The 23,307-nt window shown below is 66.7% G+C and carries 20 protein-coding genes and 1 tRNA gene; 9 read left to right on the top strand and 12 right to left on the bottom strand.

Annotated elements, in window-relative coordinates; all coding sequences use genetic code 11:
* The first annotated feature begins 1 nt into the window (after position 1).
* The 3 genes from pyk (at position 2) to AWC14_RS26145 (ending at position 3,824) form a co-directional block, all read left to right on the top strand.
* Positions 2 to 1,420, top strand: coding sequence for a pyruvate kinase (gene pyk / locus AWC14_RS26155; RefSeq protein WP_045383289.1), 1,419 nt, complete (start codon positions 2 to 4; stop codon positions 1,418 to 1,420).
* A 28-nt stretch (positions 1,421 to 1,448) separates the two neighbouring features.
* Positions 1,449 to 2,291, top strand: coding sequence for an acyl-CoA thioesterase II (locus tag AWC14_RS26150; protein WP_045383338.1), 843 nt, complete (start codon positions 1,449 to 1,451; stop codon positions 2,289 to 2,291).
* 135 nt (positions 2,292 to 2,426) lie between these two features.
* Positions 2,427 to 3,824, top strand: coding sequence for a bifunctional lysylphosphatidylglycerol flippase/synthetase MprF (locus tag AWC14_RS26145; protein WP_045383288.1), 1,398 nt, complete (start codon positions 2,427 to 2,429; stop codon positions 3,822 to 3,824).
* Here the strand turns inward: AWC14_RS26145 and AWC14_RS26140 are convergent.
* From AWC14_RS26140 to AWC14_RS26100, 9 genes are all read right to left on the bottom strand, one after another.
* Positions 3,821 to 4,336, bottom strand: a complete 516-nt coding sequence (locus tag AWC14_RS26140) for a DUF4190 domain-containing protein (RefSeq protein WP_045383286.1) — start codon at positions 4,334 to 4,336, stop codon at positions 3,821 to 3,823. The two genes, AWC14_RS26145 and AWC14_RS26140, sit on opposite strands and share 4 nt — an antisense overlap.
* Positions 4,333 to 5,982 carry a thiol reductant ABC exporter subunit CydC gene (gene cydC, locus AWC14_RS26135; protein WP_085241530.1) on the bottom strand — a complete coding sequence of 550 codons (1,650 nt, stop codon included), beginning with the start codon at positions 5,980 to 5,982 and terminating at the stop codon, positions 4,333 to 4,335. Before cydC ends, AWC14_RS26140 begins: the two co-directional genes overlap by 4 nt.
* Positions 5,969 to 7,549, bottom strand: a complete 1,581-nt coding sequence (gene cydD, locus AWC14_RS26130; protein WP_235216011.1) for a thiol reductant ABC exporter subunit CydD — start codon at positions 7,547 to 7,549, stop codon at positions 5,969 to 5,971. Before cydD ends, cydC begins: the two co-directional genes overlap by 14 nt.
* A 71-nt stretch (positions 7,550 to 7,620) precedes the next feature.
* Positions 7,621 to 8,667, bottom strand: coding sequence for a cytochrome d ubiquinol oxidase subunit II (gene cydB / locus AWC14_RS26125; RefSeq protein ID WP_045383282.1), 1,047 nt, complete (start codon positions 8,665 to 8,667; stop codon positions 7,621 to 7,623).
* A gap of 20 nt (positions 8,668 to 8,687) precedes the next feature.
* On the bottom strand, positions 8,688 to 10,133 hold the full coding sequence (locus AWC14_RS26120; protein WP_045383279.1) for a cytochrome ubiquinol oxidase subunit I: 1,446 nt from the start codon (positions 10,131 to 10,133) through the stop codon (positions 8,688 to 8,690).
* Positions 10,134 to 10,237: 104 nt separating this feature from the next.
* The gene (locus AWC14_RS26115) at positions 10,238 to 10,846 is read right to left on the bottom strand and encodes an HdeD family acid-resistance protein (RefSeq protein ID WP_162267196.1); all 609 of its coding nucleotides are present in this window, start codon (positions 10,844 to 10,846) and stop codon (positions 10,238 to 10,240) included.
* A 32-nt stretch (positions 10,847 to 10,878) separates the two neighbouring features.
* Positions 10,879 to 12,210 (bottom strand): adenylate/guanylate cyclase domain-containing protein, encoded by a 1,332-nt coding sequence (locus tag AWC14_RS26110; protein WP_045383274.1) that lies wholly within the window; start codon positions 12,208 to 12,210, stop codon positions 10,879 to 10,881.
* 9 nt (positions 12,211 to 12,219) lie between these two features.
* Positions 12,220 to 12,723 carry a DUF488 domain-containing protein gene (locus AWC14_RS26105; protein WP_045383270.1) on the bottom strand — a complete coding sequence of 168 codons (504 nt, stop codon included), beginning with the start codon at positions 12,721 to 12,723 and terminating at the stop codon, positions 12,220 to 12,222.
* Between the two features lie 10 nt (positions 12,724 to 12,733).
* Positions 12,734 to 12,807, bottom strand: a tRNA-Leu gene (locus AWC14_RS26100).
* A 100-nt stretch (positions 12,808 to 12,907) separates the two neighbouring features.
* Here AWC14_RS26100 and AWC14_RS26095 point away from each other — a divergent pair.
* Positions 12,908 to 13,522 (top strand): ANTAR domain-containing response regulator, encoded by a 615-nt coding sequence (locus AWC14_RS26095; RefSeq protein ID WP_162267197.1) that lies wholly within the window; start codon positions 12,908 to 12,910, stop codon positions 13,520 to 13,522.
* A 78-nt stretch (positions 13,523 to 13,600) separates the two neighbouring features.
* Here the strand turns inward: AWC14_RS26095 and AWC14_RS26090 are convergent, their stop codons facing one another.
* Both AWC14_RS26090 and AWC14_RS26085 read right to left on the bottom strand, forming a co-directional pair.
* Positions 13,601 to 14,797 (bottom strand): lipid-transfer protein, encoded by a 1,197-nt coding sequence (locus AWC14_RS26090; RefSeq protein ID WP_045383265.1) that lies wholly within the window; start codon positions 14,795 to 14,797, stop codon positions 13,601 to 13,603.
* On the bottom strand, positions 14,794 to 15,234 hold the full coding sequence (locus tag AWC14_RS26085) for a Zn-ribbon domain-containing OB-fold protein (protein WP_045383263.1): 441 nt from the start codon (positions 15,232 to 15,234) through the stop codon (positions 14,794 to 14,796). Before AWC14_RS26085 ends, AWC14_RS26090 begins: the two co-directional genes overlap by 4 nt.
* Before the next feature lie 165 nt (positions 15,235 to 15,399).
* Between AWC14_RS26085 and polA the strand changes: the two genes are divergently transcribed.
* From polA to coaE, 5 genes are all read left to right on the top strand, one after another.
* Positions 15,400 to 18,063, top strand: coding sequence for a DNA polymerase I (gene polA, locus AWC14_RS26080; protein WP_142281856.1), 2,664 nt, complete (start codon positions 15,400 to 15,402; stop codon positions 18,061 to 18,063).
* A 2-nt stretch (positions 18,064 to 18,065) separates the two neighbouring features.
* Complete coding sequence (locus AWC14_RS26075) at positions 18,066 to 18,695, top strand: TetR/AcrR family transcriptional regulator (protein ID WP_045383256.1); 630 nt, start codon at positions 18,066 to 18,068, stop codon at positions 18,693 to 18,695.
* 17 nt (positions 18,696 to 18,712) lie between these two features.
* Positions 18,713 to 20,215, top strand: coding sequence for a carotenoid oxygenase family protein (locus AWC14_RS26070; RefSeq protein WP_045383253.1), 1,503 nt, complete (start codon positions 18,713 to 18,715; stop codon positions 20,213 to 20,215).
* A 103-nt stretch (positions 20,216 to 20,318) separates the two neighbouring features.
* Positions 20,319 to 21,764, top strand: a complete 1,446-nt coding sequence (gene rpsA / locus AWC14_RS26065) for a 30S ribosomal protein S1 (RefSeq protein WP_057003291.1) — start codon at positions 20,319 to 20,321, stop codon at positions 21,762 to 21,764.
* 9 nt (positions 21,765 to 21,773) lie between these two features.
* A complete protein-coding gene (gene coaE / locus AWC14_RS26060) occupies positions 21,774 to 22,874 on the top strand; it encodes a dephospho-CoA kinase (RefSeq protein WP_045383250.1) in 1,101 nt (366 codons plus the stop codon).
* 4 nt (positions 22,875 to 22,878) lie between these two features.
* On the opposite strand, the gene AWC14_RS26055 is transcribed toward coaE, so the two are convergent.
* Complete coding sequence (locus tag AWC14_RS26055) at positions 22,879 to 23,289, bottom strand: hypothetical protein (protein ID WP_045383247.1); 411 nt, start codon at positions 23,287 to 23,289, stop codon at positions 22,879 to 22,881.
* Positions 23,290 to 23,307 lie beyond the last annotated feature (18 nt).

Raw genomic sequence — 23,307 nt, 5'->3', positions numbered from 1 at the left:
CGTGGCGAGACGCGGCAAGATCGTCTGTACTCTCGGCCCGGCCAGTAACACGGACGAGCAAGTCAGGGCCCTGGTCGAGGCCGGAATGGACGTCGCCAGAATGAACTTCAGCCACGGCGACTACAGCGACCACAAAGCCGCCTACGAACGCGTCCGGGCCGCTTCGGACGCCACCGGTCGCGCCGTCGGTGTGCTCGCCGATCTGCAGGGTCCCAAGATCCGATTGGGACGCTTCGCCGACGGCCCCACCTACTGGGCCAACGGCGAAACGGTGCGGATCACCGTCGCCGACTGCGCAGGCACCCATGACCGGGTGTCGACGACCTACAAGCAACTGGCCAAAGACGCCGCACCCGGTGACCGCGTCCTGGTCGACGACGGCAAGGTCAGCCTGGTGGTCGAACACGCCGAAGGCGACGACGTGGTCTGCACCGTCACCGAGGGCGGCCCGGTCAGCAACAACAAGGGAATGTCGCTGCCGGGGATGAACGTCTCGGCTCCGGCGTTGTCGGACAAGGACGTCGAAGACCTCGAATTCGCACTGGATTTGGGCGTCGACATGGTCGCGCTGTCGTTCGTGCGGTCGCCGTCCGACGTGGAGCTGGTCCACGAGGTGATGGATCGGGTCGGCCGCCGCGTGCCGGTGATCGCCAAACTCGAAAAGCCCGAAGCCATCGACAACCTCGAAGCCGTCGTGCTGGCCTTCGACGCTGTGATGGTCGCTCGCGGCGATCTGGGTGTCGAGCTTCCGCTGGAAGAGGTTCCGCTGGTGCAGAAGCGGGCCATCCAAATGGCCCGGGAGAACGCCAAACCCGTCATCGTCGCGACCCAGATGCTCGACTCGATGATCGAGAACTCGCGACCGACACGGGCCGAGGCATCCGACGTCGCCAACGCGGTACTCGACGGCGCCGACGCGCTGATGCTGTCCGGGGAAACCGCGGTCGGAAAACACGCATTGGCGGCCGTTCAGACGATGTCGCGCATTATCTGTGCGGTGGAAGAGAATTCGACCGCCGCTCCGCCGCTGACCCATGTGCCCCGCACCAAGCGGGGGGTAATCTCCTACGCCGCGCGCGACATTGGCGAACGGCTCGACGCCAAGGCGCTGGTCGCGTTCACCCAATCCGGCGACACCGTGCGACGCCTTGCGCGCCTGCACACCCCGCTGCCGCTGCTCGCCTTCACCGACCTGCCGGAAGTGCGCAGCCAGCTGGCCATGACATGGGGCACCGAGACGTTCATCGTTCCGCACATGCAGTCGACCGACGGCATGATCCGCCAAGTCGACAAATCGCTGCTGGAGCTCGGCCGTTACAAGCGCGGCGATCTCGTCGTCATCGTCGCCGGCGCACCGCCGGGCACAGTCGGGTCAACCAACCTGATCCACGTGCACCGCATCGGCGAGGAAGACGTCTAAGCACCCAGTGTCCGACTTCGACGAGCTGATGACAGTGCTCGACCTCCTTCCCATGGGCGACGACGTCTTCATCGGATCCCATCCCAGTAAGAACCCGCCGCGCACGTTCGGCGGCCTGTTGATGGCGCAGTCGTTTGTGGCGGCCAGCCGCACGCTGACCCGCGACCTGCCTCCCAATGCGCTTTCCGTTCACTTCATCAACGGCGGCGACACCACCAAAGACATCGAATTCCGGGTGGTGCGGTTGCGGGACGAACGGCGTTTCGCCAACCGGCGGATCGACGTGATGCAGGACGGAATGCTGTTGGCCACGGGGATGATCTCGTATCTGGCCGGCGGCCGCGGACTCGAGCACAACATCGAACCGCCCGACGTCGCCGACCCGGACACGTTGCCACCCATCAAGGAACTGCTGCGCGGCTACGAGGACACCGTTCCGCTGTTCGTCAGTGCCCTGCAACCGATCGAGTGGCGCTACACGAACGACCCCTCCTGGGTCATGCGGGACAAGGGCGAACGGCTGGACTACAACCGGGTCTGGGTGAAGGCCGACGGCGAGCTGCCCGACGATCCTGTGCTGCACACCGCGACGATGCTGTACTGCTCGGACACCACCGTGCTGGACTCGATCATCACCACCCACGGCCTGTCGTGGGGATTCGACCGGATCTTCGCCGCCACCGTCAATCACTCAGTGTGGTTTCACCGCCAGGTCGACTTCGACGACTGGGTGCTGTACTCCACCTCGTCGCCGGTCGCCGCGGATTCCCGCGGCCTGGGCACCGGTCATTTTTTCGACCGCTCGGGCCGGCCCGTCGCCACCGTGGTGCAAGAAGGCGTCGTGAAGTATTTCCCCAGTTCGCGGCCATGACGTCGGCGGTCAGCGGCCGGCAACGATCCGGTTGCGACACGTTGCGTAGCGATATGGCTATCAGCGTCGGAGCGTAACCTACTGGGTACTCCCAACGAGGACAGGACGACGACACAGAGCAAACCGGAGGTGGGTGTGAACGAGTCGTCGGTTGACGTCCAACCCAGACTCCGGGCTGCCGAGCGGGTCGTCGTCCACGTCAATTCCCCGGCGGCCCGGTGGATCAGCGCACTGGCCCTGCTGAGCGCGGCGTGCTGGCTGATCACCCTTGTCGCGCGCGACCATCGACACCCCGACTGGGAACCCGCCGGACGGCTGGCATGGTCGCTGACGGTGCTGGCGGCGGTGGCGTTGATCGCGCGCGGCATCTTCCTGGGCCGCCCGGTGACGGCCAAGCATGCGGTCGCGGCGGCCCTCATGCTGTTCGCCGGAATCGCCGCGCACGTGCTTTCCTTCGATCTGTTCGGCGACCTGTTGATCGCGGGAACGGGCCTGGCACTGATGTGGCCGACGTCGGCGCGTCCGCAACCCGAGGATCTGCCCAAAGTATGGGGGTTGATCCAAGCCACGGCCGGCGACCCGTTGGCGCCGTTCGCCATGCAGGTCAACAAGTCCTACTACTTCAGCGGGGACGGTAAGGCGGCGCTGGCCTACCGCACCCGCATCGGATTTGCGGTCGTCAGCGGTGACCCGATCGGTGACGAAACGCAATTCCCGCAACTGGTCGCCGATTTCGCGGCCATGTGTCACACCCGCGGCTGGCGAATCGTGGTGTTGTGTTGCAGCGAGCGACGGCTCGACTTGTGGAGCGACCCGGCAGTGCTGGGCCAGTCGCTGCGTGCGGTGCCGATCGGTCGCGACGTCGTCATCGACGTGGCGGATTTCGAAATGGTTGGGCGCAAGTTCCGCAATCTGCGTCAAGCCGTCAAGCGCACCCACAATTTCGGTATCACCACCGAGATCGTCGCCGAACAGGAACTCGACGAGAAGCGGCTCGCGGAACTGACCGACGTGCTGCGGGCATCACCCAGCGGTGCGCACACCGAACGTGGATTCGCGATGGCCCTCGACGGCGCTCTGGAAGGCCGTTATCCGGGCGTGCAGCTGATCATCGCCAGGGATGCTTCGGGCCGGGTGCAGGGCTTTCACCGGTACGCGATCGCCGGCGCCGGCAGCGATGTCAGCCTCGACGTACCGTGGCGCCGCCGCGGGGCTCCCAACGGAATCGACGAGCGGCTCAGCGTCGACATGGTGTACGCCGCCAAAGATGCTGGGGCGCAGCGATTGTCGTTGGCGTTCGCGGCGTTCCCGGAGATCTTCGACGAGAAGAAACGCGGCTGGATGCAAACCATCGTGTACCGGTTGATCCACTTGGGCGATCCGCTGATTGCGCTCGAGTCGCTCTACCGTTATCTGCGCAAGTTCCACGCATTGGGCGACCGGCGCTACGTGCTGATCAGGTTGACCCAGGTGGTTCCCCTGCTGTACGTGCTGTTGACGCTGGAATTCATGCCGCGCCGCCGCCGACTCTAAGGTGTGGGCGTCAGCGTGACGCTCAACCGGTTCTCGACGTTTTCGCGGAACTGATCCGCGCACTGCTGCTGGCGAATGCGATTCGAGCCGGCCCGGTCCAGGCAATCGAAATAGTTGTCGCCGCCGACGTCTTTCCACAGCGCAATCCAGATGGCGGCGAATGCAAGCCCGACGATGACAGCCACGATGCCCAACACGATGCCGGCGATTGCGACCCCACCGTTGTTGGCCTCGCCGCGCTTGACTCGCGCCCACCCGATGAACCCCAGTATGGTTGCGACGATTCCGAGGACAACGCCGCCGGCTACCGACCAGACGAAGAGCAGTCCAACGATGGCCAATACGAGCGACGCGATGCCGAGCCCGTTCTTGGGGATGGCGGGTGGCGGCGGATAACCGTAATAGGGCGGCGGCGGTGGGTATCCGCCGGGATACCCACCGGGCGGATACGGGTATGAGTACGGGTATGGCGGCGGAGGATTTTCCGGCGGCTTGTCGGGTGATTCGGTCATGGCTTGCTCTCCAGATCGGGCGCCGTGGACGGCTGCCAGCCAGGGTACCTGCCCGCCTCGACACGCAGTTGGGGACAACGAATGTCGTTGGGCAGATGGTGAGTTGCCACCACGACCGTTCGCTCGGCGCTGATCAGCCCGCAGCCGGGGTCGAGCAGGCCGCGCAAAATGGGTTCGGCGTCAGCGGCATCGAGGTGTTCGGTCGGTTCGTCGAGCAGCACGATATGCGCCGGCGAAATCATCGCCCGGGCCAGCAGCAATCGCCTGCGCTGGCCGGCCGACAGCGCGTGCGCACCGCCGGACAACACTGTTCCCAGCCCGTCGGGAAGACCGGCCAGCCACTCACCGAGACCTACACGCCGCAGCACGTCCACCAATTCGTCATCGCCGCAGTCGCCGCGGGCCACCAGTAAATTGTCCCGAACGGTGGTGGCGAAGATGTGCGCGTCCTCCGCAAAAAACATTACGGCACACCGTAATTCGGCTTCGTCGAGCTGGTCCACGGCTATACCGCCCAGTGTGACCTTCCCGTGGAGCGGCGGCAGCAGCCCCGCGAGGGTCATCAGCAACGTCGTCTTGCCGGCGCCGCTGGCACCGGTCACCGCCAGTCTGGAACCTGGCGGCAGATCGACATCGTGGGCGCGCAGCCGGTAGCTCGTGACCGGTTGCGACAGTTGAATCGGTGCGGGCGGCTCATCGGGTACCAGGCCGAGAAGCCGCCGCGCCCCCAGCCGTGACCGGGTCAACTGGACCGCGGCAGCCGGAAGCGGACCAATCGCCTCGAAAGCCGACAGCGGCAACAACATCAGGATGGCCAATGTCGTCGGCGCAACAGCGGTTGCCATCCCGATCCCCGCCACCGCGGCACCCAACACGCTGAACCCGATCGCGGCCGTGGGGATGGCCTCAGCGACGGCGGCCGGCCTGGCCGCGGCGTCGATCGCGTCGCCCCAATCGCGTTGCCTGCGTTGTGAGTCGGCGATCACCTGCGGCAGTGTTCCGCCGACGCGTAGCTCGGCTGCGTGCTCGAGCGCCAGCATGGCGGACACGTCGCGTCCGGAATGGTGTTGCCGCGCAATGGCTTCCTGCGTCGTCGCGGCCCGAGCGGCCAGCCATGGCCCGACGACACCGGCAACCAGCAGGCAGACGGCCATGACCGCGGCCGCCGCTACCGAGATGACGGCGACGACCGTGGTTGCCGTGACCGCCAGTGTCGCCGCGACGCAGATCGGCAGCAGGGCACGGACCAACACATCGGCCAGCTGGTCGACATCGGCGCCGACGCGTGCTACCAGCTCGCCGCTGTGCAACCGGGTGGCGACGTCTGCCGGGCCGTGCGCCAGGCGATAATAGATTTCCGCGCGGGCCGTGCCGGCGGCACGTAACGCGGCATCGTGGCTGGCCAGTCGCTCGCAATAGTGCAGCACCCCACGGGAAATCGCGAACGTTCGCACCGCCACCACCGCGACCGACAGGTCCAGCACCGGCGGCATCTGCCAAGCCCGGGTGATCAGCCAAGCCGATACCCCCGCCAATGCCAGCGCGCTGCCCAGCGAAAGCACGCCCAGCATGACGGCCAACAGCAGGCGCGGCAGCCGTGGCCGCAGCAGTGCAACCGCGCTCAGCAGTGGGTCAGACCTGGACATGACACTCCCGGCCGACCTCGACGACTCGGTCTCCGATCCCGACGACCTGCTCGCGGTGGCCCACGACCACCACCGTCGCCCCGGCGCGGGCCCGCTTGACAATCGCCTGCAGCACCGCGGCTTCGGTTGCGGCATCCAGATGCGCGGTGGGCTCGTCGAGCAGCAGCACCGGCGCCGACGAGCCGAGCGCCCGGGCCAAACCCAGCCGTTGCCGCTGACCCAGCGACAGTCCCACCCCGCCGCGGCCGATCCGCATCCGCATGCCGGCGGGCAGCTCGGCCAGCACGCTGTCGAAACAGGCTGCGGCACAAGCAGCGTCAACGTCAGCGAGCTCGCCGAACAAGGCCAAGTTCTCGGCGATGGTTCCGGGGACGAGGACCGGGCGCTGCGGCAACCAGGCCAGCTGCCGCCACCAAGCGGCCCGATCCAGATCGGCGACGTCGACACCTGCTACGGCGACGCGGCCCGCAGTCGGCGTGGTGATACCGGCGATCACGTGCAACGTGGTGCTCTTTCCCACGCCGTTGGGGCCGGTGAGCACCGTGACCCGGCCCGGCTCGATCACGACGCTGAGGTCATGCGGACATTGGCCGTCGCGGCCGGTCACGCCGAGGTTCTCGATGCGAATCGGGGCGCCGTTCGCGTCGACGGTCCGGGTGCCTGACACCTCGGTCGGTGAACCCTCGATCAGCGCAAAGGCTTTGTCCGCCGCGGCCCGGCCGTCCTGAGCGGCATGGAATTCCACCCCGATGCGGCGCAGCGGCCAGTAGACGTCGGGCGCCAGCAACAACACCGTCAGACCCGCGGTCAGGCTGATTCCGCCGAACACCAACCGCAAACCGATGCTGACCGCGACCACCGCGACGCCCAGCGTGGCCAGCAGCTCCAGCACCAGCGCCGAAAGAAACGCGATCCGCAGCGTCGCCATCGTCGAACGCCGATGTGCCGCCGCGAGTTCGGCGATGCGATGCTCCGGGCCGGCGGCCCGGCCCAATGCCCGCAGCGTGGGGATGCCGGCAATCAGATCCAGTAGCCGGGCCTGCAGCGTGGTCATCGCGGCCAGCGCCGTCGCCGAGCGCTGAGCGGTTGCCAGTCCGATCAGCACCATGAAAATCGGGATGAGCGGCAAGGTGATCAGCACTAGTACCGCGGATCTCACGTCGTACAATGCGACCACGACGACACTGGCGGGGGTCAGGATCGCGGCCAGCAGCAACGCGGGGAGATACGCGGTGAAATAGGGCCGCAACGCGTCGAGGCCGCGGGTCACCACCGTCGTGGCGGCGTCGCGCTGGGCCGCCAGTTGCCGGGGCTGCCGGGCCGTAACCGCGGCCAGTACCTGTCCGCTGAGGTCGGCGATCACCGCGCTCGCGCCCCGCTGGCCCAGCCGCGCTTGCAGCCAATGCGCGGCGCTGCGAACAGCCCACAGCGCCAACAGAATCGACAGCATCGGCACCCACTGCGCAAGGCCGCGCGCACCGGGGTCCGTGATCACCCGGGAAACGATGTGCGCCAGCACAATCGCGGACGCGACCGCACAGCCGGAGATCACCACGCCACAGGTCACGGTGGCGATCAGGAAGCAGCGCAGCGCCGCCGAACCCCGCCACAGTCGCGGGTCCAGCGGCGCCCGGCTGCTCATGCTTCCGACGCTCGCCGCACCAGACCGGTCGGCGGCGGTATGCGATCGGCCGAGATCCGCTGCCGGAACACCCAATACGTCCACGCCTGGTAGGCCATCGCCAACGGGGCGAAAATCACCGCCGCCCATGTCATGATCCTCAACGTGTACGGCGTCGACGACGCGTTGTCGATCGTCAGGCTCCACGACGGATCGATTGTCGACGGCACCAGATTGGGATACAGCGCACCGAAAAGCAGCACCACCACCGCGGCCACGACCAGCGCGACACAGCAGAACGCCCAGCCCTCCCGCTTGCGTGTGGCCACCAACGCCACCGCCGCCGACTGCGCGGCCACCGCGACCGCGAGCAGCAGCCAGGTCCAGCTCTTGCCGTAAGCCAGTTGCGTCCAAAGCCCAAACGCGGCAACGAATCCCGCCGCCGGCAACGACGACCACCGCGCGCACCGCAAGGCGTCGTCTCGGAGCGAACCGGACGTCTTCAGCGCAATGAACACCGCACCGTAGAACAGGAACAGCCCCGTGGTGGCCAGACCGCCCAGCACCGTGTAGGCGTTGAGCACATCGCCGACAGACAGCCGGACCTGATGGTCGGCATCCACCGGAAGGCCACGGACCAGAATCGCGAACGTCACACCCCACAGCAGCGCGGGCAGCCAAGATCCGGCCGCGATTCCGAAGTCAGCCCAGCCACGCCACTTGGTGTCGTCGATCTTGCCGCGCCATTCGATCGCCACCGCACGCAGGATCATGCCGAGCAGGATCACCAGCAGCGGCACGTAGAGCGTCGCGAACACCGTTGCATACCAGCCCGGGAAGGCCGCGAACATCGCGCCGCCCGCGGTGATCAGCCACACCTCGTTGCCATCCCACACCGGGCCGATCGTGTTGAGCGCGGCGCGGCGCTGCCTTTCCGGATCGCCGGCGCCGATGCGAGCCAGCGGCTCCATCAGCATGCCCACGCCGAAGTCGAAGCCTTCCAGGATGAAAAACCCGAGGAACAGCACGGCGACCACACCGAACCACAGCTGGTGAAGCGCCACGGGTCAACTCCTTTCGGTGCTCAGTACGCGAACGACAGCGGCGCCACCTCGTCGGCGGCCGGCGCGGCGGGCGGTGCCGGTTCCGCGTCGTGCTCCAGCGGTCCTTCGACGACATAGCGTTTCAGCAACCAGAACCAGATGACGGCCAGCACGGCGTAAACCGCAGTGAATGTCACCAGCGAGCCGACCACCATGCCGGGCGAGTGATGTGACACGCCTTCGGCGACAGTGAGGCGGACCTGCTGATCGCCGGTGGGGTTGGGCACGACGATCCAGGGCTGGCGGCCCATTTCGGTGAAAACCCACCCCGCGATATTGGCCAGGAACGGCGTGGGAATGGTCAGCAGCGCCAGCCAAGCGAACCACTGCTGACGCGGAACGCGGCCGCCGCGGGTCACCCACAATGCGGTCAGCGCAAACAGCAAGGGGATCGCCAGCAGCCCGATCATCGCCCGGAACGACCAGTAGGTGACGAACAGGTTGGGCCGGTAGTCGTTCGGCCCGAACCGCTGTTGGTAATCCCGTTGGATGTCCCGAACACCTTGCAGCGTCACGTCGTTGATCCGGCCCTCGGCCAAAAACGGCAGCACATAGGGCACCTCGATCACGCGGGTGAGGGCGTCGCAGTTGTTCTGCCTGCCGACGGTCAGGATGGAGAAGTCAGGATCGGTTTGGGTGTCGCACAGCGATTCCGCCGACGCCATCTTCATCGGCTGCTGGTGAAACATCAGCTTGCCCTGCGCGTCGCCGGTGAAGAACAACCCGACCGCGGCGGCCAACGCGACCAGGCATCCCAGGACGGTGGCCGGACGATACATGCGTCGCGCATCGTCGTCCGTCGCCCGCACCATCCACCAGGCGCACACCGCTGCAATGAACGTCCCGCCGGTCAACAACGCGCCGGCAACCGCGTGCGAAACCGCTGCCTGCGCAGTGTTGTTCGTGAACAGCGCCATGATGCTGGTCAGCTCGGCGCGCTTGGTCTGGGGGTTGTAGTGCGCACCGACCGGATGCTGCATGAACGAGTTCGCCGCGATGATGAAAAACGCTGACACGTTCACTGCGATCGCCACGATCCAGATGCAGGCCAGGTGAACCAGCCGCGGCAGCCGACTCCAACCGAAGATCCACAATCCGATGAACGTGGACTCGAAGAAGAACGCCGCCAGGCCCTCCATGGCCAGCGGTGCGCCGAAGACGTCGCCGACGAACCGCGAATACTCGCTCCAGTTCATGCCGAACTGGAATTCCTGCACGATCCCGGTGGCCACCCCGATCGCAAAGTTGATCAAAAACAGCTTGCCGAAGAACTTGGTGAGCCGATACCAGACGTCATTGTCCGTGGCGACCCACACGGTTTGCATGACGGCGATCAGCGGCGCCAGGCCGATCGTGAGCGGCACGAAGATGAAGTGGTAGACGGTGGTGATACCGAACTGCCACCGCGACACGTCGACGACGTCCATCTGCCATCTCCCGAGAAGGGGGGTGTATGCGCTTACTACGACACAGAGTAGTAGACGGACCTCGAGGCGATCTACCACCTTGTCGCGCAAATCACCGGGCGCTGTCAGATCGCGCCGGGCGCCTCACCTGAGATCGCAGTGGTCAGCTCTTTGGACGCTCGGCGGATGCCGAACGCCGACACGATCTCGAACACGCCGATGATCACGAGCCAGATGCCGACGACCAGAGCAAGAATCCCGATGGACTCAAACGGCGATGCGATCAGCACGATGCCGGCCAGCAAGCTGATGACACCGAGGAAAATCTCCCAGCCACGGCCAGGCAACGCGGGATCGCTGATCGCCGAAATCGCCGTCGCCACACCGCGAAAGATGAAGCCGACGCCGATCCAGATGGCCAGCAGCAGGATTGAGTCGTAAAGGCTGCGGAAACACAGCACCGCCAAAATCAGCGATGCAGCGCCGCTGATGAACAACAGCACGCGGCCGCCGGCGGAGACATGCAGGCTGAACGCGAAGAAAACCTGCGCAATCCCGGTCACCAGCAGGTAAGCGCCGAAGATGATCGCGGCCACCAGGATGCTGACTCCCGGCCACACCAACACCAGAATGCCGAGGGCCAACGCCAAAATGCCCGAGACCAGAGTCGATTTCCACAGATGCGGCAGCAAATTCGGAACAACGTTAGGTTGCATGCGCGCAGTTTCCCACAAATCGGATGCCGATGTGGGGTTTGCCGGGACTGTCAGACGCCGGCCGGCTGCGACGCCGCGGTGCGTCGCCCGCCGGAGTCGGCTTCGGGCCTGCGGCCGACCAGATACCAGGTACGCATCACACCCTTGCCCTTGACGGCGACGTCGCCGCGCTCCTCGAGCAGGAAGTCGTCCTTCAGCCGCTCGTACACCGGCTCCGGTACCTGGATGCGTCCGACTGCGTCGGTCGATTCCATTCGCGATGCGACGTTGACGGCGTCGCCCCACACGTCGTAGAAGAAGCGACGGGAACCCACTACGCCGGCGACGACCGGCCCGGTGGCCAGGCCGATGCGCAGCGGAACCGGCCGCCCCTGCGGGTCTTTCAGGTCGGCCACCGCGTCCTTCATATCCAGCGCGAGCTGTGCGAGCGCCTCGACGTGGTCGCGTCGCGGCCACGGCACGCCGCTGACCACCATGTAGGAGTCGCCGCTGACTTTGATCTTCTCCAGCCGGTGCTTGTCGACCAGCGCGTCGAAGTCGGTGTAGAGCCGATCCAAAAACCGAACCAGCTCAGCGGGATTGGTGTCGCTGGCACGTTCGGTGAAGCCGGCGATGTCGGCGAACAACACCGACGCTTCGTCGTACTTGTCTGCGATGACGTTTCGCGCCGGGTCCTTCAGCCGAGCGGCGATGCTGGCCGGCATGATGTTGGCCAGCAGCGTTTCGGACCTTTCGTACTCGGCTTCCATAACCGCTTCGGCGCGGGCGATCTCGCGCAGCGCATACCACACCGTCGCCACCACCATCACGCACGCGGAAGCAATCGTGACGACGAATCCCGTTGTCTGCGCCCAGGGTGGCTGAACGCCGGTGTCATAGGGAACCAAGAACTCGACAGTGATCGCCAGCACGGCCCCGATGCCCGCCAGCGTCGCTGCCAGAACGATGTGTTCGATGCCGAGCGTGAGTACCACCAATGTGGCGGCGACCAGGAAGTAGTACTGTAGGCCCGAACCGGTGCCCACGGTCCAACAGAGGACGAAGATCGTCGCGTACCCGAAGCCCACGAAGGTCAGCGGCGCGACGAGTTCGCCGAAGCGGTACAGCATCGGGGTCATCACGTAGATCGCGGCGACGACCAGTTGGAAGACGGGGATCCAGGGAGCGGTGTGCATCGAGAAGAGTTCGAGGACTGCGAAGCCCACGAGCACGGCCGCGCCGATCCATGCCGTGATCTTGAGTACCCGCAGGCGTCGCGAGACGCTGTCGACATAGTGCTGGGTGCGGGCGCGCGATTGGGTCCGCACCGCTGCGACACAGTCCGGCTTTGGCGACGGACCCGCTGACCAGTCCGGCGGCGCACTGCATTTCTTAGCCGCCACGGCAAAAGCCTAACTGTCGTCCAGGGGACTGGTCAGCCACTCCGACATGCGATGTTCGGATAGGGACCCGTTGGGCATGATGTGCTGCACCAGGCGTCCGTCGCGGGTGGCCAGGTCGGCGATCATCCGGCGGTGGCAACGCCACCAGGTCGGCTCCCCGCACATGATGGCGACGTTACGGCTGTCGGCGTCCTGCAGCAGCCGCTGGTATGCGGTTTCGAATTCGGGCGTACGGGTGTGGGCGGCGTAGTTGGCGAACTGCTGGTTTTCCCACCACCGGTCCCGCGGAATCGGGTGCTCCGGCGGTTTGCGACGGCCGCCGAGGCCGGGTTCGTGGCGGTAGTCGATGCCCGTCTTGGCCAACCAGTCGGGCATGACGTGTTTGGACACGTCGGGATTGCGCCGAGAGCCGGGAAAGCTGCGCACGTCGACCAGAAGGTCGACGTCGTGTTGGCGAAGTGCGGCGGTGAGCTCGTCGGCGGTTTTGGCGCCGTGGCCGATGGTGTACAGCACTGTCGGTGAGTGCCCTCGGTGAGATTCGAACTCACACTGTACGGGTTTTGAATCCGTTTCCTCTGCCAGTTGGGATACGAGGGCGTGGTTTCTACGGCCTCCCACCATAGAGGATGCGTGCGATGGCGCCGCGTCTCAACCCCGCGCTCACGGAACGCCGCGACCCGCTGACACAATGGCGGGCATGACCGGCTCAACGACCGATGCGGCTGCCCCCGTCCCGCGCCGGGTACTGATCGCCGAGGACGAGGCCCTCATCCGGATGGACCTGTCCGAGATGCTGCGCGAAGAGGGCTACGACATCGTCGGCGAGGCCGGCGACGGCCAGGAGGCGGTCGAACTGGCCGAACAGCTCAAGCCCGACCTGGTGATCATGGACGTGAAGATGCCGCGACGCGACGGCATCGACGCGGCGTCGGAGATCGCGACCAAACGCATCGCGCCGATCGTGGTGCTGACCGCGTTCAGTCAGCGTGATCTGGTCGAGCGGGCCCGCGACGCCGGCGCGATGGCCTACCTGGTCAAGCCGTTCACCGCCAGCGACCTGGTGCCGGCCATCGAGTTGGCCCTCAGCCGGTTCAGCGAGATCAGCGCGCTCGAACGCGAAGTGGCGACGCTGTCCGAACGGCTGGAGACCCGCAAGCTCGTCGAACGGGCCAAGGGTCTGTTGCAGGCCAAGCAGGGCATGACCGAGCCGGAGGCGTTCAAGTGGATCCAGCGGGCCGCGATGGACCGGCGCACCACGATGAAGCGGGTGGCCGAAGTCGTGCTGGAAACGCTCGACGCGGCCGCCGAGTAGCCCGCGAGCGTGCGCGTTTGTACGCCGAAGCTGCGCAAATCGCGTACAACTCCGCACCCTCGTGCGGTAGGTGAGCCCTTACTTGGCGACGATCACCGACGAGCCGTGGCCGAACAGGCCCTGGTTTGCGGTGACCCCAACCTTGGCGCCCTCGACCTGACGGCCGGTGGCCTGGCCGCGCAGCTGCCAGGTCAGCTCGCAGACCTGCGCGATCGCCTGCGCGGGGATGGCCTCGCCGAAGCAGGCCAGCCCGCCGGACGGGTTGACCGGGATGCGGCCGCCGATCGTCGTCGCGCCGCTGCGTAGCAGGCCCTCGGCCTCACCCTTGGGGCACAGCCCCAGGTGTTCGTACCAGTCCAGCTCCAGCGCCGTGGACAGGTCGTAGACCTCGGCCAGGCTCAGGTCCTCCGGACCGATACCGGCTTCGGCGTAGGCGGCGTCGAGGATCTGATCCTTGAACACCCGCTCCGGCGCGGGCACGACGGCCGTGGAATCCGTTGCGATGTCCGGCAATTCGGGCAGGTGCTGCGGGTAGCGCGGGGTGACGGTGCTGACCGCGCGCACCGACGGCACACCTTCGAGGGAGCCGAGGTGCTTCTCGGCGAAGGACTTGCTGGCCACGATCAGCGCGGCCGCGCCGTCCGAGGTGGCGCAGATGTCCAGCAGCCGCAGCGGGTCGGCCACCACCGCGCTGGCCAGCACATCGTCGATCGATACTTCCTTGCGGTAGCGGGCATTCGGGTTCTGCAAGCCGTGACGCGCGTTCTTGACCTTCACCTGTGCGAAGTCTTCGAGCGTGGCGCCGTAGAGGTCCATCCGGCGTCGCGCCAGCAGCGCGAAGTACACCGGGTTGGTGGCGCCGATCAAATGGAACCGCTGCCAGTCCGGGTCGTTCTTGCGCTCGCCGCCGACCGGCGCGAAGAACCCCTTCGGCGTGGTGTCGGCGCCGATCACCAGCGCGACGTCGCAGAAGCCGGCCAGGATCTGAGCGCGGGCGCTCTGCAACGCCTGCGAGCCGCTGGCGCAGGCCGCGTAGCTCGAGCTGACCGGCACGCCGTTCCACCCGAGCTTCTGCGCGAACGTCGAACCGGCGACAAAGCCCGGGTAGCCGTTGCGGATGGTGTCTGCGCCGGCCACCAACTGGATCTGCCGCCAGTCCAGGCCGGCCTCGGCCAGCGCGGCGCGGGCGGCCACCACGCCGTATTCGGTGAAGTCGCGACCCCATTTGCCCCACGGATGCATGCCCGCACCGAGGATGTAGACCGGCTCAGTCATGCGATCCTCCAGCCGTAGGTGATCCGCTCGACGCCGTCGTCGTCGGTGAATAGCGGCATGGTGGTCAACTCCATCTCCATGCCGACTTTGAGGTCGGCGGCCAGCGTGCCGTCGACGACCTTGCCCAGCACGATCAGGCCTTCGTCGGCCAGCTGTACCGCGGCGACCGCGAACGGCTCGAACGGATCCGGCGACGGATAGGGCGGCGGTGGGGCATAGCGGTTTTCGGTATAGCTCCACAGCGTGCCGCGTGGCGACAGCGCGACCGGCTCCAGCTGGTCGCCGTCGCAAGCGGGGTTCGGGCAATTATTGGCCCGGGGCGGGAACACGTAGGTGCCGCACTGCGGGCACTTGGCGCCGATCAGATGCGGCGAACCGGAGTCATCGGTGGCGAACCAGCCGTCGATGGCCGGTTCCTGGTGGGTAGCTGCAGACACCCGGCCAGCGTACCGAGAACACCAGCAAAACTGAAACGTGTTCCAGTTTCGCCGCGGGTGGACTCAGCGTCGGACCCGATGCCTAGAGTTGAAGCCGTGAGCCCAGCGAAGACCGCAAGCGCCAAGACGCAACCCGGCCAGGTCGCTGACGGCAAGCCGACGTTGATGCTGCTGGACGGCAATTCGCTGGCGTTCCGAGCGTTCTACGCGTTGCCGGCGGAGAACTTCAAGACCGCGGGCGGGCTGACCACCAATGCGGTGTACGGCTTCACCGCGATGCTGATCAACTTGCTGCGCGACGAGTCACCGACGCACGTGGCCGCCGCATTCGACGTGTCGCGGCAGACGTTTCGCTCGGATCGCTATCCGGAGTACAAGGCCAACCGCACGTCGACCCCCGACGAGTTTCACGGCCAGATCGACGTCACCAAGGAAGTCCTTGCCGCCCTGGGCATTACGGTGCTCGCCGAACCCGGTTTCGAGGCTGACGACATCATCGCCACCCTGGCCTCCCAGGCCGAAAAAGAGGGCTACCGCGTGCTGGTGGTCACCGGCGACCGCGACTCGCTGCAACTGGTCAGCGACGACGTCACGGTGCTCTATCCGCGTAAAGGTGTGAGTGAGCTGACCCGGTTCACCCCGGAGGCCGTCGTCGAAAAGTACGGGCTGACGCCCAAGCAGTATCCCGACTTCGCTGCCCTGCGTGGCGATCCCAGCGACAACCTGCCCGGTATCCCCGGCGTGGGGGAGAAGACGGCGACCAAATGGATCGCCGAATACGGCTCGCTGCAGGCGCTGGTCGACAACGTCGACACCGTCAAGGGCAAGGTGGGCGACGCGCTGCGGGCGCACCTGGCCAGCGTGGTGCGTAACCGCGAGCTCACCGAGCTCATCCGCGAGGTGCCGCTGGCCCAGACTCCCGACACGCTGCGCATGCAGCCGTGGGATCGCGACCAGATCCACCAGCTGTTCGACCACCTCGAATTCCGGGTGCTGCGGGACCGGCTGTTCGAGACGCTGGCCGCCGTCGAACCCGAGGTCGACGAGGGATTCGACGTGCGCGGCGGCGCACTGGAACCCGGTACGGTCGGCCAGTGGCTGGCCGACCACGCCGGTGACGGCCGCAGGTCCGGGCTGGCGGTGGTGGGCACCCATGTGGCCTACGACGGCGACACCACCGCGCTGGCGATCGCCGCTGCCGACGGCGACGGCGCCTACATCGACACGGCGACGCTGACCCCCGACGACGAGGCGGCGCTGGCCGCCTGGCTCGCCGACCACGACAAGCCCAAGGCGCTGCATGAGGCCAAGCTGGCCATCCACGACCTGGCCGGGCGCGGCTGGACACTGAACGGCATCACGTCCGACACCGCGCTGGCCGCCTACCTGGTGCGGCCTGGCCAGCGCAGCTTCACCCTCGACGACCTGTCCCTGCGCTACTTGCGTCGCGAGCTGCGTGCGGAAACCAGTGAGCAACAACAGCTTTCGCTGCTCGACGACACTGATGGCGTGGACGACCAGGCGGTCCAGACCACGATCCTGCGCGCGCAGGCCGTCGCAGATTTGGCCGACGCACTGGACGCCGAGCTGGCCCGCATCGACTCGCAGGCCTTGCTGGCCGACATGGAGCTGCCGGTGCAGGGTGTGCTGGCGGGCATGGAGGCCGCCGGCATTGCCGTCGACCTCGACCAATTGTCCACGCTGCAAAGCCAATTCGGCGACCAGATCCGCGATGCCGCCGAAGCGGCGTACGCGGTGATCGGGAAGCAGATCAATCTCGGCTCACCCAAGCAGCTGCAGGTGGTGCTGTTCGACGAGCTGGAGATGCCGAAGACCAAGCGCACCAAGACCGGCTACACCACCGACGCGGACGCCCTGCAGTCGCTGTTCGACAAGACCGGCCACCCGTTCCTGCAGCACCTGCTCACCCACCGCGACGTCACCCGGCTCAAGGTCACCGTCGACGGGCTGCTGAATTCCGTTGCCGCAGACGGGCGTATCCACACCACGTTCAACCAGACCATCGCAGCCACCGGCCGGTTGTCGTCGACCGAACCGAACCTGCAGAACATCCCGATCCGCACCGACGCCGGCCGTCAGATCCGCGACGCGTTCGTCGTGGGCAAAGGTTACGGCGAACTGATGACGGCCGATTATAGCCAGATCGAGATGCGGATCATGGCCCACCTGTCGCAGGACGCCGGGCTCATCGAGGCGTTCCGCACCGGCGAGGACCTGCACTCGTTCGTCGCGTCCCGCGCGTTCGGCGTGCCCATCGACGAGGTCACGGGCGAGCTGCGGCGCCGGGTCAAGGCGATGTCGTACGGGCTGGCCTACGGCCTGAGCGCCTACGGCCTGTCGCAACAGCTGAAGATCTCCACCGAGGAAGCCAAGGAGCAGATGGACGCCTACTTCGCCCGGTTCGGCGGAGTCCGCGACTACCTGCACGCCGTCGTCGAGCAGGCCCGCAAGGACGGCTACACCTCGACGGTGCTGGGCCGGCGGCGCTACCTGCCGGAGCTGGACAGCAGCAACCGCCAGGTCCGCGAGGCCGCCGAGCGGGCCGCGCTCAACGCCCCGATCCAGGGCAGCGCCGCCGACATCATCAAGGTGGCGATGATCGAGGTGGACAAGGCGCTCACAGAGGCCCGGCTCACGTCGCGGATGCTGCTGCAGGTCCACGACGAGCTGCTGTTCGAGGTGGCCGACGGGGAGCGGGAGCAGCTCGAGGCACTGGTGCGCGACAAGATGTGCGGCGCCTACCCGCTCGACGTGCCGCTGGAGGTATCGCTGGGCTACGGCCGCACCTGGGACTCAGCGGCGCACTGACCATGCGCCCGGTCAAGCGCCGCCGTGGCCGCCCGGCCGGCTCCCGGGTAGACCCCGATGAGCGACGCGCCGCGCTGCTCGACGCTGCCGAGCGGGCGATCCGCGCCAACGGGGCGTCGGTGGGCCTGGGCGACGTGGCCGGCGAGGCCGGCTTCGTGCGATCCGCGGTGTATGCCATGTATCCCAACCGCGACGCGCTACTGGCGGCGCTGAGTCAACGCACCGCGCAGCGCCTCCTCGGTGAAATCACCACGCGCGCAGCCGGTTCCACCGACCTTCGGCAGCGGATGGCGTTGTTCTTCGACGTCATCTGCGCGTGGATGCAGGCCGAGCCCAACCTCTACCGCGCGTTGAGCGGCGACCCGTCGACCAGCGTCTTCGAACAACTCGCCGCCGCGGCGGAGCAGATGCTGGCGACGGCGTTCGACTCCGACCATGCCCGGCTGGCGGCCGCCCCCTGGTCGCGGGCCATCGTGGGATCCGCGGTGGCCGCCGCCGAATGGTGGTGCCGTACCGGGGCCATGTCGCGGGAGGCGCTCGTCGAGCACCTCACCGCGCTGTGCTGGGACGGCGGCGCGGCGCTGCCCTTCCACGCCGACGACATCCGGAGTATTGACAGCGGCCAACCGTAATAGACAGACTGTCTTTTATGGTCCTGGCAGACGTTCACACCCCCTCGCGCTATTGGGAGAGCATCGCCGACGAGTGCGACGTCGATGTGACCGAAATCACCGGCACCCTGCCCGACGACCTCGTCGGCACCCTGTACCGCAACGGATCTGGCCGCTGGAACGTCGGGTCCTCGCAGGTGGAAAGCGTTTTCGACGCCGACGGCATGGTCAGCGCGTTCGTGCTGGAGGGTTCGAGGGTGCGCTTCCGCAACCGGTTCGTGCGCACCAAGCACTACCTGAAGTCGACCGCGGCCGGGCGTCTGGTGGATCGCGGCTTCGCTTATCAGCGCCGCGGGGGCGTGCTGGGCAACGCCCTGAGACTGCCGGGCAATACCGCCAACACCAGCGTCATGGTCAACCCCGGCCAATTGCTGGCGCTGTGGGAGGGCGGACCGCCGCATGAGCTGGATCTCGACACCCTGGATACCCGCGGCCTGTGCGACCTCGGTGGGGTGCTCGAGGGGCCGGTCCGGGCGTATTCGGCGCACTACACCTACGACCCGATCGCCAATACCAAGGTCAACTTCGGCTTCGACCCGTACTTCCCGCGCCTCGACATCCGCGGGATGCGGCTGCGCGACCTGCTCGCCGAGGCGATGCCCCGGGTGCGTTTGCGGCTCTACGAGACCGGCGCCGACGGGGTCACACGTTATCTGCGGGCAGTGCCGCTGCCGGGGATGGGCGTGGTGCACGACATGGCGCTGACGCAGCGCTACGCGATCTTCGTGGTGTCGCCTCTGCGGATCAACCCCTGGGCGCTGACCGGATACCAATCCTATTGGGATTCCATGCGTTTCAAGCCCGATACGCCGTCGTACTTCGTGCTGGCCCCGCGCGACGGCAGCCGGGTCCGGGTGGTCGAAACCCAACCCTTCTACCACTGGCATTTCACCAATGCCTACGACCAGGGCGGCGACGTCGTCGTCGAACTGCCGCGCTTTTCGCCGCAGACCTACGACGGCATGAAGAACTACACCGCGCACATCCGCTCGGACATCGCGCAACTCGACGGCTACGGAACGATCCAGGACGCGGTGGTGCTGACCCGGTTCCGGATCACGCCGTCCGGCGCGGTGACTCGAGAGCCGCTGGCCGAATTCGGCTGCGAGTTCCCGCAGATCGACCAGCGGCGTTCCACGATGCCGCACACGGTGTCCTACGTGGCCGTGCAGGATCCGGGCCGGTTCGAGGGCCAAGGCGTCGCGCGGGTGGATCACCACACCGGCGCGGTTCAGGCCTATTGCCCGCCTGGGCAGATGCTGGTCGAGCCGACGTTCGTGCCGCGCCCCGGCGGCACCGCGGAGGACGACGGCTGGCTGCTCACCGTCGGGTACGACGAATCGCAGCATCGCAGCAGGTTGATGGTGCTCGACGCGGCCCATGTCGACGACGGGCCGATCGCCGAGGCGTGGCTGCCGTTCCACGTGCCGATGAGCTATCACGGCGCGTTCACCAGCCGCGTCGCGCGCCGAACGGGCTAAATGCGCCGGGTTGGGTTTGGCCAGCGTGAGCACAGTCGAGTAGCCTCGACGGGTAACTCAACAACTGTCCCTACGACCAAACCTGTCCGGAGCAACCCCCCATATGCCGAGTCCCACCGTCACCTCGCCCCAAGTAGCCGTCAACGACATCGGCTCGAGCGAGGACTTTCTCGCCGCCATCGACAAAACAATCAAATACTTCAACGATGGCGACATCGTCGAAGGGACCATAGTCAAGGTTGACCGGGACGAGGTCCTGCTCGACATCGGCTACAAGACCGAGGGGGTTATTCCCTCCCGCGAGCTGTCCATCAAGCACGACGTCGACCCCAACGAAGTCGTGTCCGTCGGCGACAAAGTCGAGGCCCTGGTTCTCACCAAGGAGGACAAAGAAGGCCGGCTGATCCTGTCCAAGAAGCGCGCACAGTATGAGCGTGCCTGGGGCACGATCGAGGCGCTCAAGGAGAAGGACGAGGCCGTCAAGGGCACCGTCATCGAGGTCGTCAAGGGCGGCCTGATCCTCGACATCGGGCTGCGCGGCTTCTTGCCCGCCTCGCTGGTCGAGATGCGCCGGGTGCGCGATCTGCAGCCGTACATCGGCAAGGAGATCGAAGCCAAGATCATCGAGCTGGACAAGAACCGCAACAACGTGGTGCTGTCGCGGCGGGCCTGGCTCGAGCAGACCCAGTCCGAGGTGCGCAGCGAGTTTCTCAACCAGCTGCAGAAGGGCGCCATCCGCAAGGGTGTGGTGTCCTCGATCGTCAACTTCGGTGCGTTCGTCGACCTCGGTGGTGTGGACGGTCTGGTGCACGTCTCCGAGTTGAGCTGGAAGCACATCGACCACCCGTCCGAGGTGGTGCAGGTGGGCGACGAGGTCACCGTCGAGGTTCTCGACGTCGACATGGACCGCGAGCGGGTGTCGTTGTCGCTCAAGGCAACTCAGGAAGATCCCTGGCGGCACTTCGCCCGCACCCACGCCATCGGCCAGATCGTGCCGGGCAAGGTCACCAAGCTGGTGCCGTTCGGCGCGTTCGTCCGCGTCGAGGAGGGCATCGAAGGCCTGGTGCACATCTCCGAGCTGGCCGAGCGTCACGTCGAGGTGCCTGACCAGGTGGTCGCGGTCGGCGACGACGCGATGGTCAAGGTCATCGACATCGACCTGGAGCGGCGTCGAATCTCGTTGTCGCTCAAGCAAGCCAACGAGGACTACACCGAGGAATTCGACCCCGCCAAGTACGGCATGGCCGATTCCTACGACGAGCAGGGCAACTACATCTTCCCGGAGGGCTTCGACCCCGAAACCAACGAGTGGCTCGAAGGTTTCGAAAAGCAGCGCGCCGAGTGGGAGGCCCGCTACGCCGAAGCCGAGCGCCGGCACAAGATGCACACCGCGCAAATGGAGAAGTTCGCCGCCGCCGAGCACGCCGAGGCCGAGCACGGTTCAGGCTCGGCCGGCGGGTCGTCAAACGACGATCAGTCCAGCGGCGGTTCGCTGGCCAGCGACGCGCAACTCGCCGCGCTGCGGGAGAAGCTCGCCGGCAGCGCCTAGCCCTAGGGCATGCTGAGAATCGGGCTGACCGGAGGGATCGGCGCCGGGAAGTCGTCGGTCACCGCCACTTTCGCGGAATGCGGCGGGGTGATCGTCGACGCTGACGTGATCGCGCGCGAGGTGGTCGAGCCTGGCACCGAAGGGTTGGCGGCGCTCGTCGACGCGTTCGGTGACGGCATTCTGCAGCCGGACGGCTCACTCGACCGGCCGGCGCTGGCGGCCAAGGCTTTCCAAGACGACGAAGCTCGCAAGATACTCAACGGAATCGTGCACCCGCTGGTCGGCAAGCGACGCGAAGAAATCATCGCGGCCGTGCCCGACGATGCCGTGATCGTCGAAGACATTCCGCTGCTGGTGGAGTCGCACATGGCTCCGCTGTTCCCGCTTGTCGTCGTCGTGCACGCCGACGCCGAGGTGCGGGTGCGCCGACTCGTCGAACAACGCGGCATGAGCGAGGACGACGCCCGCGCCCGGATCGCCGCGCAGGCCGCCGACGATGCGCGTCGCGCAGTCGCCGATGTATGGCTGGATAACTCCGGCACGCCCGAGGAGTTGGCCGAGGCCGCTCGCGAGGTGTGGAATCACCGGATCGTGCCGTTCGCACACAATCTCAGCGCGGGTCGGGTAGTCGAAGCGCCGGCTCGGGTCGTGCCGGCCGACCCGACCTGGCTCGATCAGGGCCGCCGCATTGTCGCCCGGCTGAAGGCGGCGTGCGGTGCAAAAGCGTTGCGAGTCGATCACACCGGTCCTACGGCGGTGCCCGGTCTGGCCGCAAAGGACGTCATCGACATCCAGGTCACCGTCGAATCGTTGGGGGTCGCCGAGGAACTCGCCGGGCCGCTGCTGTCCGCGGGTTATCCGCGCGTCGACGATGTCACCGCGGACACGGCGCTGACCGACGATCCTGGCTTATGGCGCAAGCGGATTCACGCATCGGCGGACCCTGGTCGCCCGACCAGCGTGCACATCCGGGTCGACGGCTGGCCAAACCAGCAATACGCCCTGCTACTGGTCGACTGGCTGCGCGCCAATCCCGATACGCCGGACTACTTTCAGGACACGTACCGCCGCGCGTGGCAGTGGGCCGACGCGACGCGCTGGCGGCCCTAACCGTTTACGTCAACGGCGCGCCGCAGGACACCACCCGGTTGGGGTCGTTGTTGGCCATCATCAGCCCGATGGACCGGTCGACCTGCGCGGCGACGTTGTCGTCGACGTCGATCTCGCAATGGACGTTCGCCGAATACGGCCAGGGAACCGACACCTGCATGCCCGCCTTAGTCGGGTCGGCCAGCACGGTATTCGCCTCGAAGGCGTTGCCGGGCACCGAGCTCAGCCCGGTGCTGCTGGTCTCGTTGTCGTGGATGCGAAAAGTCGCCTGCCCACCGGGAGCAACCCCGTCGATGCGGGCGATGTAGGTGACGTTGTGCAGTTCGGCGGACGCGATCGCCGGAGTTAACTGTGGGCCGATGGCGGCGGCAGCCAACGCGGCGATCGCCATCCATTTGCGCTTGGCGGAGCTCATGACTGCCAGATTACCGCC

Origin of the sequence: Mycobacterium kyorinense, assembly GCF_002101735.1 — a bacterium.
GTDB classification, from domain to species: Bacteria; Actinomycetota; Actinomycetes; order Mycobacteriales; family Mycobacteriaceae; genus Mycobacterium; species Mycobacterium kyorinense.
The sequence above is the reverse complement of the archived record's forward strand: the minus strand, read 5'-3'. Positions and strand labels throughout refer to the sequence as shown.